The following is a 17,827-nucleotide window of genomic DNA, read 5'->3' as shown; positions in this document are numbered from 1 at the left end:
AAATGTACAGCCAACGGGGAGGGGGAAAGAGATGAAATGGTTCGTATTGTTTATTGCGCAGGAATCATTACTTTAACCGGATGCGGAACAAACGATGAAGATCCCTATATGTTTATGGAAGCGTATATCATTGAGAAAGAAGACGACACCGTCCTGGCTGTAGCACCCGGGAGTCAGGACTTCTCTGAAACCGGTGGTGTTTCAGAGGATTATGAAGCGATCAATTTTTCAGGTGCCGGTGACGATGTCTTAGTAGGGGACTACGTGAAAATTGAGTACGACCACGTGCTCACCTCCTAGCCCGGACAATCCGAGGCCATTTTGGTTGAAGTGTTAAACAGGGAAAGCCAGCCTGCGGTAAAAGAAGCTCTCGAATGGATTGAGAGACCTGAAGGATATGTTGTGGCGGTCACCGATGTGGAGGAAAAAAGTGACCATTGGATGGTTAGGGTCCGGGATATAGAAAAAGATGAAATTTATGAATTTGAAATTGAAAAATAGCATGACAGGGAGTCCGCCGTTTCCAAAGTCACTGTCTTCCCTCGAATAAACGAAAATCCCCGTCATCTCCATCAGAAAGAGCCGGGGATTTTTTGCGGTATAGTTAAAACATCATAATACTCGCCACAAAATACACGATCAGAAGAACAACCGACGGAACAATGTAAAACCGGTTCGGACTCTTCTGTCGTAAATAGACCATGTGGCCGAGAACGATCAGGTTCAGGACGATGGCGAAGAAAGCGGTCAGGGCGAGGACCGGACTCACGGCCCCGAGGATCGCGCCGGATCGGAACAAGAGGTCTGACACGACGAGAATCATCATGTTGAAAACATTACTCCCGAGAATGTTCCCTACAGCCAGGTTGTAGTTGGCAAGCTGAAGAGCGACAAGAACAGTGACAACTTCAGGAAGGGAAGTGGCAGCTGCAATAAAGAAACTCCCTACAAAGCTTGCTTCCAGTCCGGTTATTGTGGCGATCTGGTCACCTGCAATCGTTAAAAGGGATCCTGCAACGAAAATGACAGCGGCACTGATGGCAAATCCGATCTTGGCATTTTTCAACGGAATGTGGCTCGTTGTTTTCTGAAGGGCTTCTTCTCCTTCTTCATTTGCTGCCGCAATTTCAGGAATGGCTTTTTCCTGCTCGTTCATTTTACGCAGACTGTAAACATAGAAGAAAACCATCAGGTACATCTCAATGCCGATGCCTAAAATCGTAACGCCCGTCGGTGCGAGAATCATCACCATCACCAGGGCGGTGAGGGCAAGGCTCACAAATCCGCTCATCTGATGTCCGGAGTGAATGTTTCCAAGAAGTCTCTTTTTCCGGTACAGAATATCAAAGCTTGCGAGAATCATCAGGTTAAACAAATTGCTTCCCAGTACGTTTCCTACGGCAATATCCGGGCTTCCCACAAACACGGCTGTCGCACTGGTGGTCACTTCCGGGAGAGACGTGGCTCCTGCCAGGAGGAGGGTTCCGACCATCATTCCTCCGAGGGAGGTACGGTCGCTGATCACATCAGCGTAGGTGGATAAGCGTACAGCGGCAATCACAGTTACAGCCGCAGCCAGAGCAAACAAGACAAATGGAAACATATCAACATTCTCCTTTTATTTTCAGGGACAAGCCCCGGTAAAATAAAAACAGACCTTCTTATGAAATCAAGCCTGAAAAAGCCTCAGACTTTCATTTCATAAAAAGGTCTTGCGTACTTTTGCTTTCATTGTTTCATAGAAAGCAGACAAGCTTAGCGAACCGAGTGCGTAACGCACTGAAGTGACGACTCGCTAACCGGTTTCCCGGTCGCTACTCCCCTTTTTACAAAGGAATGTTTTCTTACTAAAAATGTAGCACGATGCCTTCAAACCGTCAACGGATCTTTCGTTGTAAAGTTGTGTAAAATTAATGCCCAATCAGGACACAGAGGCTGATTGAGCATTTTCATCTGTTTCAAGCGCTTTTTCAATCTGTTCATCGAGCTCTCCGAGACGCTGGAAAGCATCGTAATCAGAGATTTGTTTGTAATGATGGCTGCCGCCGGGTTCTTCATCACATTTGTCCGCAAGGGCGACGACATTTTGAAGGGGATCCAGGTGAAGTTCGCCTTCCGGCAGGTACGAATCGGTGTGCAGGAGCACAGCCAGAGCAATTTTCTTAGCGTTAACCGGGTGTTCCCCGAGACGGATGAGGAGCTTGTGGGCACGTTCGGCTCCTTTAATGGCGTGTATATCGTTCTCTTTATAAAGAGAGTAGTCCCATTTTCCGTTCCGGTACCAGGTGTAGTGACCGATATCGTGAAGAAAAGCAGCTTTTACGGCCAGGTCGGGATTGACTCTGTGCACTTTTGAAAGTTTAAGCGCATATTCCGCCGTCGCTACTGCATGGGCAAGGCCCGACCGCTTTACAAATTTCTGTGTGATCTCATGATTCAAAATGTCCTGCATCGTTACACGTGACATATACAAAACCTCCTTTTCTATTTATTTAACACTCTGTAAAAAGTTTAAACATCCGGGCTTCCTTAAAGAAGTATATTGTTATAGATTATACGGATGACTAGGGGGGGATGTCAACATTTAATTATTAGTATGGGCAGAGGTGTATACAATATCTGTCCTAATGTCCAGACCGGAATGCCTGATTATCCGGGGATATGATAAAATAAACGCACTTGTAAAAAAAGGAGTTATCGTTATGCTAAAAGACATCCTGAGACCTGTACCCATGTGGGTGTTTAAAGTTCTGATCGGTATTTTTGCGGCAGCTATGGTCATAAACAGTATTTATCATTATATTCAAACGGGAGAGACAGGTGCAGACGTATTTATGCACTGGTATTTCTTTATTCCATTAATGGTTGTGCTAATTTTAGCTGCAGTAAAGGAAAAAGAGGATAAGTGATAGGACTGGCAAAGAGGCTGGGACAAAAGTGTGTTAGTCAAACGAAAATCCGAACAAACCAAAGCGGCGCTGATAAACCGTTCCTGAAATATACTTCGTTTTCCGCGGGAAGCGAGTTACCCTCCTCCAGCTTCCCTGCTTCTTCCTCGGCCGGCTAACCTTTGCAGCTGTCTGCGTCGAAGCAACTCGTCGCATTTTCATGAAGTTAACGCTCGTCACTGCGGGGTCTCACCTTGGCTTTTCATCGAAGGCACTGAAGAAGTTCGATCTTTAACTTTTTCCAGTGGCTTCTTTTAATCCCCCGTGAGTCTACGTATAGTTCATTCGATATGTCAGGGAATAGTTCGGATTCCAGGCTAAACACTTTCTTTATGTCCCAGCCTGTTTGTTGTTTTTGTGTCCGTAACAGTGTCGTGAAAGGATGAGTTCCCCGCCTGACTGAACGGTAAGGAGGGAATTAGACATTAGCTCTGATTAACGGTTTCCCAGCTCGCTCTCACGGCTTCAACAGCATCATTAACGGCTTAAAATCCCCTTTTAACGGGTTAGCACCCGTTTCCTCATGGAAAGAAGGAACTACCTTGTCTGATGAGGAATTAGAGTAACGGGTGTCTGGCGTGTTTTCCAGGGGCAGACGAATAAAGGGAGCTGAATATTTTGATTAAGGAGCTTGTCACAGAAGAAGAGGTGCGCCGGGCTTATCCTGTCATGAACCAGCTGCGTACACATCTGAATGAACAGGATTACATAGAACTCGTACAGGATGCCATGAAGAATGACCGCTACAGGATGTTTGCTCTTATAACAGATGGAAAGCTTGCGGCTGTTACCGGTTTTAAGCCGATGACCACACTGTATTATGGAAAGTTTGTGTGGGTCTGTGATCTTGTAACGGATGAATACTTACGTTCAAAGGGAGCGGGGGAGAAACTGCTTACCTTTGTTCATGGCTGGGCAAAAGAGCACGGGTATGCTTCAGTGGCCCTTTCTTCAGGTCTGCAGCGTACAGACGCCCACCGCTTTTATGAAGAAAAGATGGGGTACGAAAAGGTGAGTTTTGTGTTTAAAAAGGATTTAAACTAGAACAGTACCATCTAAATGGTTAGAGAGGAGTCGATCCGATGAGAAAGAACAAATGGAATGTTGGAATCTTTTTGTTTAACGAAGCAGAGGTTCTCGATTTTGCCGGGCCGTTCGAAGTGTTTTCCGTAACTGTAAATAAAGACGGCACTCAGCCGTTTCAGGTCAGCACGGTCTCTGAAACGGGGGAGCCCGTGAAGGCAAGAAACGGATTGAAGGTTGTTCCTGACTATAGTTTTAATGACGCACCGGATTTGGATATTCTTATCGTTCCCGGCGGCTGGGGAGCACGGGAGATTGAATTCCATAACGAACGAGTCATCGAATGGATTGCTGAACAGAACGAAAAGGTGGACCTCATGACAAGTGTATGTACCGGCTCTTTTTTACTGGCTAAGGCGGGGCTGTTAAAGGGGAGAGCTGCCACTACCCACTGGGGAAGCCTGGAGCGGCTGGGCCGCGAGTTTCCGGATTTAACGGTTAAAGAAAACGTCAAATTCGTGGACGAAGGACGAATTCTCACATCTGCAGGAATATCTGCGGGCATTAATATGAGCTTTCACATCATCACGAGGATTCTTGGTGCTGAAGTGGCGAAGACGACAGCGAAGCGTATGGAGTACGACATCGATATAAAATAGAACACAGTAAAAGAATGGAGAAACCGTGGTGAAAAAGAAAGTACCCGTAAGTGTAGCTGCAGTAATCCTTGTCTTAATTGTTTTTTCATCACCGGCGTTTGCCAATTCGTCATGGCAGTGGGTAACGGACAGTCCCCGGACGCTTTTGCCGGTCGCGATTGCCCTTACGCTCGTTATTGAAATAACCGGGATTTTTCTATTTGGGAGACTGGTAAAATCAGTCCGGGTACTCGTCATAGGAATTGGAGCGGTCGTACTGGCAAACTTCGTATCATTTATCCTGCCGTATGCCGTGAGGGCCGGGAATTTCCTTATCTACAGCGGTGAATGGGGCATTGCTTGGAACATGGCAGCCACATCCGGTCCTTACTATATTATTTTGCTCGGCTACCTTGGGCTGACGGTTTTAGTTGAAGTCCCGATTGTTTACTACGCTTTGAAACGCTACACGCGTCAGGTAAAAACATTACTTATTGTAATCATTACCGTAAATATCATTACAACACTTTTCGTAGCGGTCATGGAACGGATGATGTTTCATGGTCAGTGGTAAAAGGGGGAAGTCATATGAGAGAAAACGAGATCAGGACGCTGGCTGTCTGTGTGTTTTCAAATAACGGCAGCATTTTAGTCGCTGAAGGTTATGACTATGTAAAGGATGAGTATTTTTACCGCCCCGTCGGCGGAGGCATCGATCACGGGGAAAAGAGTGAGGATGCAGTCGTACGGGAAGTAAAAGAAGAGCTCGGGACTTCGGTCAAAGGCGTTACATACCTTGGAACGATTGAAAACATCTTTACCTTTAACGGTAAGACGGGTCACGAGATCGTCCAGGTGTATGATGCGGCGTTCACGGATCCCGCGTATTACGATAAAGAGTCCTTTGAAGGTGTGGAAAGTAACGGGGAAATGTTCAAGCTTCTATGGATTTCTATAGAGGATATGAAAAAAAGAAAGCTAAATGTAGTACCTGAGGATCTTGTGAATCTTTTTTAAACGATATTTGAGGTTGAAGCAACTTTGAAAGAAGATTATTGACAATTGTCCAACTTTTCTTTATTATAAAATAATAATTTCATACTCCTTATCGAGAGTGACTGAGGGATCAGGCCCTATGACGTCCGGCAACCTCCATGATGGAACGGTGCCACTTCCTGCAGAATGTAGATTCTGGAAGATAAGACATGAACGTGTCCATGACCTCTTTCAGATGAAAGAGGTTATTCTGTTTTCCTGAATGTTTATTATTTCACAATTGGTTGGAGTAAAACTACCGTTATACTCCGGTAAGGACTGTTATTAAAGAAAGGAGAGGTCATCGTGATCGAGATTGACCACCTGGTGAAAGAATACAAGACAAAAAAGAGTACAGTAATCGGAGTTGACGATGTGTCCCTTCACATAAAAAAGGGGGAAGTGTTTGGCATCGTCGGCTACTCCGGTGCCGGGAAAAGTTCCCTTCTCCGGTGTATTAACCTGATGGAGAAACCGACATCGGGATCGATTAAAGTGGATGGAACAGAGCTTTTGTCACTGGACAAAAAAGGACTGAGGGAAGCGCGGCAGAAAATAGGGATGATCTTTCAGCACTTTTACCTGATCAGCTCCAAAACCGTTCATGACAATGTAGCGTTTGCCTTAAAAGCGGCGGGGAAATCCGGGAGCGAAGCAAGTAAAAGAGTCGATGATCTCCTCACTCTTGTGGGTCTTTATGACAAAAAAGATCAATACCCTGCCCAGCTGAGCGGGGGACAGAAACAGCGGGTCGGCATTGCAAGGGCCCTGGCCAATGACCCTAAAGTTCTTTTATGTGATGAAGCGACGTCAGCACTCGATCCGAGTACGACGAAATCCATACTTAACCTGCTAAAGGATATTAACAAAAAGCTTGGCCTAACGATTGTTCTTATTACACACGAAATGGAAGTGGTGAAGGACATTTGTGACCGGATGGCTGTGATGCAGGACGGGCAGGTGATTGAACAAGGACCTGTGTATGACATCTTCGCGTCACCAAAAGAAGCGCTAACACAGGACTTTATTAAAACGATTATTCAGTTTGATCTTCCACAGCCATTAATCGACCGATGTGAAGGAACGATTGTAAAAGTAAAATTCCAGGGAGAAGCAGCGGAAGAGTCCATCGTGTCAGATGCTCTTCAGCAATTTCAGGTTAAAGGCAACTTCCTTCACGGAAATATCGAATACATTCAGGACAGGCCTCTTGGGACGTTCATTATGGAGATTAAAGGGGAGCCTGGCGAAGTCGTAAAAACGATTGAGTATTTGAAAAACAGAACCCAGTCAACGGAGGTGATTCAGCATGGAAGCCATCATCGAGCTCTTGCCTGAGTTGAACAAAGCTTTCTTTGAAACGGTCTATATGGTTGCGATCGCCTTGTTTGTGGCAATACTGTTCGGCCTGCCACTCGGCATTTTATTATTTGTTACTGAAAAGGATCTGTTTTTGGAAAACCCGATACTCAAATCGATCGTGGATGTGGTGGTTAACTTAATCCGCTCTATTCCATTTATTATTCTGCTTGTGGCATTACTGCCGTTTACCAAATGGATCACGGGAACGACGATCGGTCCTACTGCAGCGTCTGTTTCTCTGTCAGTCGCAGCGATACCGTTTTTTGCCCGGATCGTAGAATCATCCATCCGGGATATTGAAAAAGGGGTAATCGAAGCGGCGATCGCAGCCGGTGCCACTCCGTGGATGATCATCAAGGACGTTATTTTATCCGAAGCGAAGCCGGCGATGATTAAAGGCGTGACAATTACGACAGTGAGCTTAATCGGCTACTCTGCCATGGCAGGTATTGTCGGAGGCGGGGGAATCGGTGACCTGGCAATCCGGTTCGGGTATTACCGTTATGACAACACCGTGATGCTCACCACTGTTGTGGTGTTGATCTGTCTCGTTCAGCTTATTCAATTTGCCGGCGACCGGATGGCCCGGGTAGTGGATAAAAAATCATAATATTTGAGCAGGAATTTTAAAAACTAACATAAGGGGAAATGATACGATGAAAAAAGCAGCACTTTTAGGATTAGGATTTGGATTAAGCGTACTTGCAGCATGTTCCGGAGGAGAGAGTGAAGCAGGCGGAGAAGAGAAAAAAGAACTGAAAATCGGTGCGACTGCAGGGCCGTACAGCGATATGGTGGAAAAAGCCATCAAACCATCACTGGAGGAGTTAGGCTATTCGGTTGATGTAGTGGAATTCAGTGATTACGTTCAGCCAAACTTGTCTCTTGCAAACGGCGACATCGACGCAAACCTGTTTCAGCATAAGATATATATGGAAACTTTCGCAGAGGACAACGGACTTGATCTCTCTGAAGTGATTGTTGTTCCAACGGCACCTATGGGGATTTATTCAGATGAATATGACTCACTTGATGACATTGAAGACGGTACGCAAATTGCCGTTCCAAATGACCCGACCAATGTGGCCCGTGTTTTCTTAATGCTTGAGGACGAGGGTCTCATCACACTAAGTGATGATGCAACACCGACAACTGTCTCGGAACGTGATGTTGAAGACAATCCGAAAAACCTGCAGTTCCAGGCGATTGAAGCTGCCCAGCTGCCGAGAGCTGTAGACAGTGTTGACCTGGCAGCAGTTCCCGGGAACTTTGCTCTCGCAGCGGAAATGGATTTGCTTGATGCACTGGCGTTGGAGGAAATGCCCGATGACTACCGAAACCGTGTGGTTGTGAACACCGACTCACTTGACGAGCCATTTGCAGAGGATCTCCGAAAAGCTGTTGAATCTGAAGCCTTTGCGAATACAATCGATGAAGAGTTCCAGGGCTTCGGCAAGCCGGAGTGGATGGATGAATAAATAAAAGTGGAAAACAGACTCCCGGTGTAAAATCCGGGAGTCTGTTTTTTCGGGACGACTTGTTCATTCAGATTATGATGAATTTCCATACAGATATCATGATTCTTTTTTTCATTTATGCTGAATTCTCACTCATATCTCATTTTTCTCTTTAAAGAAACAGCAACAGGACACGTCTAGATGCACCAATTCCATATCCCGCGTATATGGTAAAAAAGAACCGGATACACTGAACAGGACAACCCGTATGCAGGAGGGACTTATTTTGGCTGAGTCACAATCATCCCAGATGATGGACGCAATGATCCATGATCTGAAAAAAGACAATGAAAAAGCGAAAGAAGAAGCCAACAAAGCGTTGGACAAATAAAAGGATGATAAAAGGAACGTTTACGGGCCTTTTATCATCCTTTTTGCTTAAATTTATTTACGAGTTCGCAGCAGATCCACAGAAGTTCCTGTGTGATTGCGAGGTTCAGCCTTGCCACGTCCGTATTCTCCAGAAACCTCGTCCGGTTGGATTCGTCAAGATGAAGAGAGAGAACCCACTCGGAATTGTCCTGAAGCGTTCGATTCCAGCTGATCATGTGTTCATTTATAAGAGGGTCCTTAAACGAGTAATGGAGTGCCTGAACAAAGGGGCTGCTCGTGTCGGCAGTATCAATCGTTTCATCAAGCTCGGCTTTATTGACGCCATAGGCATCGATAAAGATCAGACGCTGATTAATTACTTTATATAACGAGTAGTTCGTTCCGAAGTTTATGCTGTCCAGTGTAAAGCGGTCGTTTACGAGAAGATTCAGCTTTCGTTTTAGCTGAAACAGAAACTGAAGAAGGAGATCGTACTTTTCTTTAAAAAGAAGGACCTTTTCTTCCGTGCTCTCAAGCTGAACAAGGAGGCGGCGAATCGCTGTATTTTTTTCTTCCAATAGGGGTTCAAGTGTGTCAGGCGATTCCTTAAGGGCGTGAAAAAGATCCTCTCTTAACCTGTTTACAAAGTCCTTCTGTCTGGCAAGGGGTACAAGAGACTGGTATTCAGCAGGGCGGAGTTTTTCATAAAGACCGATGTGAAAAAACGGGCTGTCCAGCCTGGTCATTTCATAAAGGACGATCTTTCTGATGAGAAAAAAGAAGACAGTCAGAAAAATGAGGGCTGCAAAGAAAAGGGTTGGGGCGGGTAAGTTCCACAGGGGATGAAAAACCCCTGTCATAAAGGAAAGAACCGATCCTGGAACGAAAACGAGAAGGAAGGCAAACAACCCTTTAAGGGAGATAAGCGTCAATACCTTTTTCCAAATAAACTGAACCGTGTTTTTGGCAATCAATACTTCAGTTACCTGTTGGGACGTTTTATTATGTTCATAAAGCTTGTTTAAGAGCGAATTCAACTCTGATGTAAGCAGGGTGATTTTGTCTTTGAATGGATTCACTCCTCTGAAAGAATGGTCACTGTAGTAATCATATGAGCCGTCCCAGGGGAATATGACTGAATTAATTCTAATTCTGCACTCTTTCAGGCATGATGAAGAAAAAATTGTTTTCACCTTTTAGTATGAGCACCAATCAGGCCTCTCATATCATAAAATAGTTTAATCAGATTTTTGTGATAAGGGATAAAAACCCCTTCGTCAATCATGGACAAAACTTCGTGTTTTGACGCCCATTTCACTTGGTTCACTTCTTCTGTCGGCATTGGCAGTGAGTCGATTTGAATGTTTTTTTCCAAAAGGAAATAATCATCAAACCCGGCTTCAAAGTTGACTGTAAGACAGGGGCGGTGATCCTTTAGAGATAGTGTATACCCAAGTTCTTCTTTCGTCTCTCTTTCTGCGGCTTCCTGGCTTGTTTCCCCGGCCAATGCGCTTCCGCCAACACTTACGTCCCACATCCCGGGCCATCCGCTTTTATCTGCCTGTCGTTGTTGAATTAACATCTCGCCACGTTCGTTAAAAATACATACATGCACCACTAGATGATAAGCGTTGGCTTCAAATAGATCCCCACGCTGCTTTTTCCTGCCTGTCAGGCTTCTGTCTTTATTATAGATATCCCAAAGTTCCAAGGCGTTCACTCCTTTTAGGGTGATTTTTCATTTAAACGGTTCATTACGATTCGTTTGCTGTAGCGGTTACACTGTGCATTTTTCGGGGCCAAGTAAATAGTGAACAGAAAAGCAAGCCCAGATGGCTCTGAGCTCTCCTTCTTAGGTGCAGTTCATGTCAAAAAGGACTTATAACGAAATAGGAGAGGGATCATTGAGTGCCTTTTTTTATTTGGTTCAGAGTAACCATCAGGCCGGTGAATCCAGCAAGAAAAGAAGGTGGAATACTCCAGGCAAGATAACTCCATTGCCCTGTAAACAATGATACAAAGAGGAAGAAAACCGGGAAGCCTGTTAATACCAAAATAGAGATCATTAGTGCGGTTTTGTTATTTTTCAAAGCAAACCTCCGCTTTATTTTATTTTCCTGTCAGTTTACAAAGGTGGGACCTGCTTATTTCTGCATACATTTTAACATAATATTCCTTGGAATTCGGGAGGAAAAAGGGCTAACCTGTTTAAAAGGGGAATGAACCTGTTTAATGCGGCGGGCAATCTGTTGAAAGTGCAGCGGAACCTGTTTAAATCCATGCATAAGCTGTTTAAAGCCGCTCCGAACCTGTTTAAGCGCCGGAGCACTACCCAAATGCCAGCGAAAAAGCCTGACCCGGTTGCGGGTCAGGCTTTTCCATTCGAGTTTTTGTCTGTTACAAGCCGGTTCCGTGCTTGTAGCATCAGAGCGTTCCTCCCGGTCCAGTGCTTTTTGGGTTATCCGGGGAAATATTCTTTCCAGCGGTCGGTAACAAGCTGGTCAATGTCTTCCCGTGTTTCCACTTCGTCAGGATAGAATGGCTTCATCCGGGCGTCGATGATGACCGGTCCTTTGTAGCGGATGTTGTTCCGGACAATATCACGGTCCGCATAAAGGTCGTAGGCCGGATCGAAACGGGTAAACGTCGTCCAGAGCATCGCTTGCTGGGATTCTGTGATGCGAGTGTCATCGACTAGGAAGACGAGCTGCCAGTCTTTCAGCTGTGTGCCGGCATGCTTTACAAGGGCATCTCCAAATTCAGGATCTTCTTCAAAGGACGGACCGCTTATGACGAGACAGCCGCCACAGTAAGGCGTTACGTCTTTTGCCCCCGGAATGGAGCCGCCTTCATACGTACGGGCAAGTTCCCTGACCGGCTCCCCGAGTCCGGTCATAATCGCTTTACTACCTACATTAAACTTACGTCCGGTGTAATCAAGAGTATCCATGGACGTGTCGTTTAAAATAAGAAGGTCGCGCTCCGGCTGGAAACGCTCAAGCACAGCTTCCAGAAGTTCAGGGAAGTTGGAGAGGTCCACCGGTTTATTCGTCACCATCAGGAATTTCGTAAGGGTCAGCTGGCCCTCACCCATGATTCTCAGGGCGTGGGCAAGGCCCTCTTTATAGTAGCTTTCACGGACAACGGCTCCGGCAAGGGAGTGGAAACCTGTTTCCCCGTAAGTCCACAGATCTTTTACCCCGTTCATGACAACCGGGAAGATCGGGCTCATAAGGCGCTGGAGGTACTCTCCGATAAAGTAGTCTTCCTGGCGCGGCTTACCAACGACTGTGGCCGGATAAATGGCATCTTTCCGCTTCCACATCTGCTTTACGTTAAATACCGGGAAGTCATGCTCCAGAGAATAGTAGCCGTAGTGGTCACCGAACGGCCCTTCAGGTTCTCTCACGTGTGGAGGAACTTCTCCGGCAAAAGCGAATTCTGCTTCAGCGATAATCGGGTGCGGATGGTTGTCCACATTCACTACGTTTAATTTTTCACCCATAAGAAGAGATGAAAACATCAGTTCAGGCACAGCTTCAGGCAGCGGTGCGATCGCAGAAACGATCAGTGCCGGCGGTCCCCCTACAAAAAGGGAAACGGGAAGTGCCTGATTTTTTTCTTCGGCAACACTGTGATGGAAGCCGCCACCTTTATGAATCTGCCAGTGCATGCCGGTCTTTTTGGCTTCTTTAATTTCAATCCGGTACATGCCCAGGTTATGTTCGTTATGATCCGGGTGCTCTGTGTACACAAGGGGAAGGGTCACAAACGGATTGCTGTCATGGTGCCAGCCTGTAAGGGCCGGGAGTTCTTTCATGTTTACATCGGTTGTATGGTGCTCCATGACGGGTGCTTTTGACTGGCTGACGCCTTTTGTTCCCATTTTTAATACATCTGTAAACAGATTTTTCTCGTTCCAAAGTGAGCCGAGGGTTGGGGGCATCAGTTTATCCAGTGCACCTACGGCTTGTTTAACAAAGGCTTCAGGCTTTGGGCCAAAGGCCATATCGACGCGTTTAACGGTTCCAAACAGGTTTGTGACAACAGGCGTAGTGCTTCCTTTGACGTTTGTGAAAAGAAGGGCCGGGCCCTGTTCGTCAATCACGCGCCGGTGAATTTCGGGAATTTCAAGATAAGGATCGACTTCGGCGTGGATTTCCACAAGGTCGTTTTCTTTTTTTAACTGATCGATAAAGGATCGTAAGTTGCGATGCATAAACAGTTCCACCTCAAATTTAGTCTCGTTTCGGACAATATGTTTCTATTATAAAGGAAAAACACAGCTAGGGTGAATGACAATCCCTTGAACTGGCGAAAATGCGACAAAATCCGCCGGGAAATGTCGTTGGGTTTCACTGGAATTCGTTGTATAATGTAGGCAATAGGATAAAATAAAGGAAATAGTGGCCTACATAACTCGGCAGAAAAGGTAGTGAAAAAATGGGGAAATTCGGTAAAAGTACGGTAGCAGCGCTTGTGGCAGGGGTGTCTTTGTTCATGGTATCAGGACAAGCTTCTGCAGAAGAAGAAACGGTGTCGATGAACGTTCACGGCGAGAAGGCAAACGCCCTTGAGGTCCGGGAGTGGCCGGATCGTGTGGCGCGTTTTTCGTTTGATTCGGGCTATACATTCGAGTATCCGGATGCCGTCCGGGGGATTTTTGTAACCGCTCATTCAGCCGGCGGTGCGCGCATGGAGTCACTCCTTGACCTGATGGATACAACGGATTTAAATTCCATGGTCATCGATATTAAAGATGATGATGGATTTCTAACGTATAAGCCTGAAGAGGACGATCCCTTTTATGACATCAGCCGCCCCTTCATCAGTGATCCTGAAGGAATGATGAGCCGTCTTGAAGAGCATGAGGTGTATCCGATTGCACGGGTGGTAGTATTTAAGGATACCTTGCTTGCTGAAGAAAAACCGGAGTGGTCATTTACGACAGACAGCGGCGAAGTGTGGAAAAACGGCCGTGGCGAAGCGTTCGTGAACCCGTTCCTCAAAGAGGTTTGGGACTATAATATTGATATCGCCATCAAGGCTGCGGAAATGGGTTTTCAGGAGATCCAATTTGACTATGTCCGTTATCCGGAAGGGTTTGAACGCCGGGACGAAGAGCTGAATTATGAAGTAGGGGATTATAAAGACAGTGAAGGGGACAATGTGCAGCGCCGTGTTGATGCCGTGACTGATTTTGTAGCTTACGCGAGGGAACGTCTTGCTCCTTATGATGTGGATGTATCCGTTGACATTTTCGGTTACACGGCAACGCTGCCTGAGGCTCCGGGAATCGGCCAGAACTTCACGCGTATTTCAGAGAATGTGGACGTGATTTCCTCTATGATTTATCCGAGTCACTGGACAGCCCATTTCGGACTCGACAAACCGGACCTGTACCCGTATGAACTGGTGACAGAGTACATTAAAATCGAGAATGAAAAGCTTGCTGAACTGGAAGAGCCGCCTGTTTCCCGTCCGTGGCTTCAGGACTTTACAGCATCCTACCTTGGATCGGGCAACTACATTCCATACCGTGCTGCCGAAGTGGAGGCACAGATTAAAGCGCTGTACGAAAACGGCGTGGATGAATTCCTCCTTTGGAACGCCGGTAACCGTTACAGTGAAGGCGTTGACTATTTGATCGGAAAAGAAGATTAATACAAAAAAACAGGCGCAGCTGATGCGTCTGTTTTTTTATGATTTCGCAGCCTGCAGTAGAATAGGAGGCTGAGGGAACTTCTTGTCATCTCTATCACTTTCATAGAGAAAGAACTAAATCAACGACATATTTCTTATACATCCAGTAAAACATCAGTGTTAGAATGCCGGGAACGATTCCCAAAAGAATGACAGTACCAAACCCAGGTTCCCCGAACAGTCGGCGTAATTCATCTGCTAATGGCGGCGCGTTAATAGCCTGCAGAAAAGCCGGCAAAACAAAAATGCCAATTAACTCCGAAATTATCGTGTAGTGGAAAAACTGATTTTTAGTCATATTGTATTTTTTTATACAAATCAAAATCCATAGAACACAAAGCCCCGATAATCATGAGGATATTTTTCAGAACCGCCTCAAATCACCCTGACTCCTCGTCCATTAACCACCTGTTTGACACTCCTCCCAATCCCACAATCTTACACATAATTGTGCGGGGACAGACCCCGTACTTTTTTTCAAAACTTTTTCTAAAAAGGTATTGCATAAAAATAGAACCGCAAGTATAATAATTAATTATTCAAGTTGAAGGGAGCACGATCAAAATGAATGCAGCGATTGTGGGCGGAACGGGGTACGGTGCCGTCGAATTAATCCGATTACTGAAACAACACCCGTCAATACAGTTGAATTCTGTAATATCCAAGTCTCAGTCCGGGACACTGATACAAGATGCCTATCCACATCTGCAAGATATTTATTCTCATACAATGGATGAATACGATATACATACTCTTGGTGAGGAAACAGACCTTGTTTTCTTTGCAACGCCAGCGGGTGTAAGTAAGGATCTTGTGTCCGGGTGTCTCGATAAAGGAATCACATGCGTGGATCTCTCAGGTGATTTCAGACTTACCGGGGATGGGCTTTATGAAACGTGGTATAAAAAATCACCACCTGAAAAAAGTGTACAAAAGAAAGCCACCTACGGTCTCACAGAGATCTACCGGAAAGAGATTAAAGAAACGTCCCTCATTTCAAACCCGGGATGCTACCCGACAGCGACGCTTCTTGCCTTAATGCCTCTGTTTAAAACGAACTGGGCTAAGGAAGGCGGAATCGTAATCGACGGGAAGTCTGGCGTTTCGGGAGCTGGAAGAGGAATGTCGCTGAACACCCACTTTTCCGAAACAAATGAAAGCCTCAAGGCGTACAAACCGGGCACCCATCAGCACATTCCGGAAATTGAGCAGTTTTTGAACACGGTAAGTGAGGAGGAGGTCACAGTCACCTTCACACCGCATCTTGTTCCTATGACGCGGGGACTCCTTTGTACAATCAGCGTGGAAATGAAAGAATACCAGACTACTAAAGACCTAATCAGCTATTACGAAGACTTTTATAAAAACGATCCTTTCGTTCGCATCAGACCTGAAGGCAAGATTCCGGCAACGAAAGAAGTTTACGGAAGTAACTTCTGTGACATCGGCTTTTATTCCGATAAACGCACAGGCAGGCTGACCATCGTATCCGCTATCGACAACCTTGGAAAAGGTGCCGCCGGCCAGGCCATCCAAAATGTCAACGTAATGAACGGATGGGAAGAAACAGCCGGTCTTGGGCAAGTGCCGGTCTATCCTTAAACAAAAAGGAGCGAACGAGGCTCCTGCAGTTTTCGGGCCTTGATAAGACCCCGCAATGCGGAGGAATCCACTGAAAAAATCAAAGTCTGATAATAACGTCACCACTTTAGAGCTTTGATTGCAAAATAAAGTGAGTTAAATTCTCTGATGTGCTAAAGGTCAATGCCGTTATAAAAAAAGTGTTTATTGAAGCGAATGCTCGACACTCCTGCGGTAAGAGCGAGTTCCGGGGAGACCTCGGAAGCGCAAAGCGCTGAGGCTCGAACCGCAAACAGAAAAGGAGCGCGATGAGCGGAAATCAACACCTTACTTTTCCAAACTAATGGACTTTTCCAGTGGCCTTTCGTAGCATGAGGCTCACCGGTACCACCTCAAAAAGATAAGGGGTGGATGCAGCATAAACATCTTCCATCAATGACTTATACAATAGTAAAAATTAAAAAGGTGGTGCAAAAATGAAAACAATCACAAGTAAACCGATCTGCAAAATTAATTCTGCCGGAGGCGTAACCACTCCCGCAGGTTACCGGGCAGGCGGCGTTCACTGCGGCATCCGGAGAAAAAAGCTTGACCTGGGCTGGCTGATTTCTGATACGCCTGCAACTGCTGCGGCTGTTTACACGACCAACCAGTTTCAGGCACCGCCTTTAAAAGTAACGAAGGAAAGTATTTTCACAGATCACAAAATTCAAGGTGTACTCGTAAACTCCGGTGTAGCCAATGCGTGTACGGGAGAAAAGGGGTTACAAGACGCCTATGATATGCGTTCCCAATTTGCCCAAACCGTCGGGATTGCCCCGGAACATGCAGCAGTTGCCTCCACAGGTGTGATCGGAGTTCCTCTGCCGGTTGAGAAAATCAGCCAGGGCCTTACAGCGTTTTATGATGAAGAAAACGAGGGAACAAACCGGTTTGAAAAAGCCATTCTCACAACAGATACATGTGAAAAAACCGCCTCCGTTGAGCTTGTTATCGACGGGAAAACCGTCACCATTGGCGGCGCGGCAAAAGGGTCGGGGATGATCGATCCGAATATGGCAACGATGCTCGCTTTTCTGACTACAGACGCAGAAGTAGCCTGGGAGAGCCTCCAAAACGCCTTGAAAGAAGCGATTGACCGTACATTTAACATGATTACCGTTGACGGAGACTCGAGCACGAACGATATGGTCCTCCTCATGGCGAACGGCCACGCCGGTAATCATACCCTTCACGAAGGGCATCCACAGTGGGCGGAGTTTTGTGAAGCACTTCAAACCCTGTGTGAGAGTCTTGCCAAATCCATTGCAAAAGACGGCGAAGGGGCTACAAAGCTCATTGAAGTATCGGTGACAGGTGCAGAGTCAGATGCGGGAGCGAAAAGGATCGGGAAGGCGATTATTTCTTCCAATCTTGTAAAAACCGCTGTCTTTGGGAGTGATCCGAACTGGGGGCGTATCGTTTGTGCCATCGGATACAGTAACGAACCTGTTATACCTGAAAAAGTGGATGTCTTTCTCGGACCTGTTCCGGTCGTTGCCCAGGGGCTTCCTCTTCCATTTGATGAAGGTGCGGCAAAGGAATACCTGAATAACGATACAATCAGCATTCACGCTCACCTCGGTCAGGGAGAGGGAGAAGCGAAAGCCTGGGGATGCGACCTTACTTACGACTATGTCAAAATAAATGCGTCATACCGGACGTAAGG

General features: G+C 46.2%; 20 protein-coding genes and 1 riboswitch. Of the genes, 13 read left to right on the top strand and 7 right to left on the bottom strand.

Annotated elements, in window-relative coordinates; genetic code table 11:
- Window positions 1–36 precede the first annotated feature (36 nt).
- Both JSY36_RS10130 and JSY36_RS10125 read left to right on the top strand, forming a co-directional pair.
- On the top strand, window positions 37–300 hold the full coding sequence (locus tag JSY36_RS10130) for a hypothetical protein (RefSeq protein WP_205166295.1): 264 nt from the start codon (window positions 37–39) through the stop codon (window positions 298–300).
- 21 nt (window positions 301–321) lie between these two features.
- Complete coding sequence (locus JSY36_RS10125) at window positions 322–501, top strand: hypothetical protein (protein ID WP_205166294.1); 180 nt, start codon at window positions 322–324, stop codon at window positions 499–501.
- A gap of 103 nt (window positions 502–604) precedes the next feature.
- Here the strand turns inward: JSY36_RS10125 and JSY36_RS10120 are convergent, their stop codons facing one another.
- Window positions 605–1,603, bottom strand: coding sequence for a sodium:calcium antiporter (locus JSY36_RS10120; RefSeq protein WP_205166293.1), 999 nt, complete (start codon window positions 1,601–1,603; stop codon window positions 605–607).
- Window positions 1,604–1,921: 318 nt separating this feature from the next.
- Window positions 1,922–2,467 carry an HD domain-containing protein gene (locus tag JSY36_RS10115; RefSeq protein ID WP_205166292.1) on the bottom strand — a complete coding sequence of 182 codons (546 nt, stop codon included), beginning with the start codon at window positions 2,465–2,467 and terminating at the stop codon, window positions 1,922–1,924.
- 235 nt (window positions 2,468–2,702) lie between these two features.
- Between JSY36_RS10115 and JSY36_RS10110 the strand changes: the two genes are divergently transcribed.
- Window positions 2,703–2,909 (top strand): hypothetical protein, encoded by a 207-nt coding sequence (locus tag JSY36_RS10110; RefSeq protein ID WP_142996775.1) that lies wholly within the window; start codon window positions 2,703–2,705, stop codon window positions 2,907–2,909.
- Window positions 2,910–2,942: 33 nt separating this feature from the next.
- Here the strand turns inward: JSY36_RS10110 and JSY36_RS10105 are convergent, their stop codons facing one another.
- On the bottom strand, window positions 2,943–3,110 hold the full coding sequence (locus tag JSY36_RS10105; protein WP_205166291.1) for a hypothetical protein: 168 nt from the start codon (window positions 3,108–3,110) through the stop codon (window positions 2,943–2,945).
- Between the two features lie 447 nt (window positions 3,111–3,557).
- Between JSY36_RS10105 and JSY36_RS10100 the strand changes: the two genes are divergently transcribed.
- The 7 genes from JSY36_RS10100 to JSY36_RS10070 all read left to right on the top strand — a co-directional run bounded on the left by JSY36_RS10100 (window position 3,558) and on the right by JSY36_RS10070 (window position 8,484).
- Window positions 3,558–3,992, top strand: coding sequence for a GNAT family N-acetyltransferase (locus JSY36_RS10100; RefSeq protein ID WP_236784764.1), 435 nt, complete (start codon window positions 3,558–3,560; stop codon window positions 3,990–3,992).
- A gap of 38 nt (window positions 3,993–4,030) precedes the next feature.
- On the top strand, window positions 4,031–4,630 hold the full coding sequence (locus JSY36_RS10095) for a DJ-1/PfpI family protein (RefSeq protein ID WP_205166290.1): 600 nt from the start codon (window positions 4,031–4,033) through the stop codon (window positions 4,628–4,630).
- Between the two features lie 28 nt (window positions 4,631–4,658).
- Window positions 4,659–5,183 carry a hypothetical protein gene (locus JSY36_RS10090; protein WP_205166289.1) on the top strand — a complete coding sequence of 175 codons (525 nt, stop codon included), beginning with the start codon at window positions 4,659–4,661 and terminating at the stop codon, window positions 5,181–5,183.
- 14 nt (window positions 5,184–5,197) lie between these two features.
- Window positions 5,198–5,626: an NUDIX hydrolase gene (locus JSY36_RS10085; RefSeq protein WP_205166288.1), complete on the top strand. Its 429-nt coding sequence runs from the start codon at window positions 5,198–5,200 to the stop codon at window positions 5,624–5,626.
- Between the two features lie 85 nt (window positions 5,627–5,711).
- A riboswitch (SAM riboswitch) is annotated at window positions 5,712–5,814 on the top strand.
- 136 nt (window positions 5,815–5,950) lie between these two features.
- Window positions 5,951–6,982 carry an ATP-binding cassette domain-containing protein gene (locus JSY36_RS10080; protein WP_205166287.1) on the top strand — a complete coding sequence of 344 codons (1,032 nt, stop codon included), beginning with the start codon at window positions 5,951–5,953 and terminating at the stop codon, window positions 6,980–6,982.
- Window positions 6,954–7,616: a methionine ABC transporter permease gene (locus JSY36_RS10075; protein WP_122897425.1), complete on the top strand. Its 663-nt coding sequence runs from the start codon at window positions 6,954–6,956 to the stop codon at window positions 7,614–7,616. Before JSY36_RS10080 ends, JSY36_RS10075 begins: the two co-directional genes overlap by 29 nt.
- A 46-nt stretch (window positions 7,617–7,662) precedes the next feature.
- Window positions 7,663–8,484 carry a MetQ/NlpA family ABC transporter substrate-binding protein gene (locus tag JSY36_RS10070; RefSeq protein WP_122897424.1) on the top strand — a complete coding sequence of 274 codons (822 nt, stop codon included), beginning with the start codon at window positions 7,663–7,665 and terminating at the stop codon, window positions 8,482–8,484.
- 404 nt (window positions 8,485–8,888) lie between these two features.
- Here the strand turns inward: JSY36_RS10070 and JSY36_RS10065 are convergent, their stop codons facing one another.
- The 4 genes from JSY36_RS10065 to JSY36_RS10050 form a co-directional block, all read right to left on the bottom strand.
- Window positions 8,889–9,914, bottom strand: a complete 1,026-nt coding sequence (locus tag JSY36_RS10065; protein ID WP_205166286.1) for a hypothetical protein — start codon at window positions 9,912–9,914, stop codon at window positions 8,889–8,891.
- 110 nt (window positions 9,915–10,024) lie between these two features.
- Entirely contained in the window at window positions 10,025–10,555 is a 531-nt protein-coding gene (locus JSY36_RS10060) for an NUDIX hydrolase (protein WP_336511468.1), read from the bottom strand.
- Between the two features lie 181 nt (window positions 10,556–10,736).
- Window positions 10,737–10,925, bottom strand: coding sequence for a hypothetical protein (locus tag JSY36_RS10055; RefSeq protein WP_205166442.1), 189 nt, complete (start codon window positions 10,923–10,925; stop codon window positions 10,737–10,739).
- A 368-nt stretch (window positions 10,926–11,293) separates the two neighbouring features.
- A complete protein-coding gene (locus tag JSY36_RS10050; RefSeq protein ID WP_205166284.1) occupies window positions 11,294–13,054 on the bottom strand; it encodes a UbiD family decarboxylase in 1,761 nt (586 codons plus the stop codon).
- Window positions 13,055–13,278: 224 nt separating this feature from the next.
- On the opposite strand from JSY36_RS10050, the gene JSY36_RS10045 reads away from it, so the two are divergent.
- The 3 genes from JSY36_RS10045 to argJ all read left to right on the top strand — a co-directional run bounded on the left by JSY36_RS10045 (window position 13,279) and on the right by argJ (window position 17,825).
- Entirely contained in the window at window positions 13,279–14,499 is a 1,221-nt protein-coding gene (locus tag JSY36_RS10045) for a putative glycoside hydrolase (protein WP_122897420.1), read from the top strand.
- A 603-nt stretch (window positions 14,500–15,102) separates the two neighbouring features.
- Entirely contained in the window at window positions 15,103–16,140 is a 1,038-nt protein-coding gene (argC, locus tag JSY36_RS10040) for an N-acetyl-gamma-glutamyl-phosphate reductase (protein WP_205166283.1), read from the top strand.
- A gap of 455 nt (window positions 16,141–16,595) precedes the next feature.
- Window positions 16,596–17,825: a bifunctional glutamate N-acetyltransferase/amino-acid acetyltransferase ArgJ gene (gene argJ, locus JSY36_RS10035; RefSeq protein ID WP_205166282.1), complete on the top strand. Its 1,230-nt coding sequence runs from the start codon at window positions 16,596–16,598 to the stop codon at window positions 17,823–17,825.
- Window positions 17,826–17,827: the final 2 nt, after the last annotated feature.

Origin of the sequence: Alteribacter salitolerans, from assembly GCF_016901055.1 — a bacterium.
Lineage (GTDB): Bacteria > Bacillota > Bacilli > Bacillales > Salisediminibacteriaceae > Alteribacter > Alteribacter keqinensis.
The sequence above is the reverse complement of the archived record's forward strand: the minus strand, read 5'-3'. Positions and strand labels throughout refer to the sequence as shown.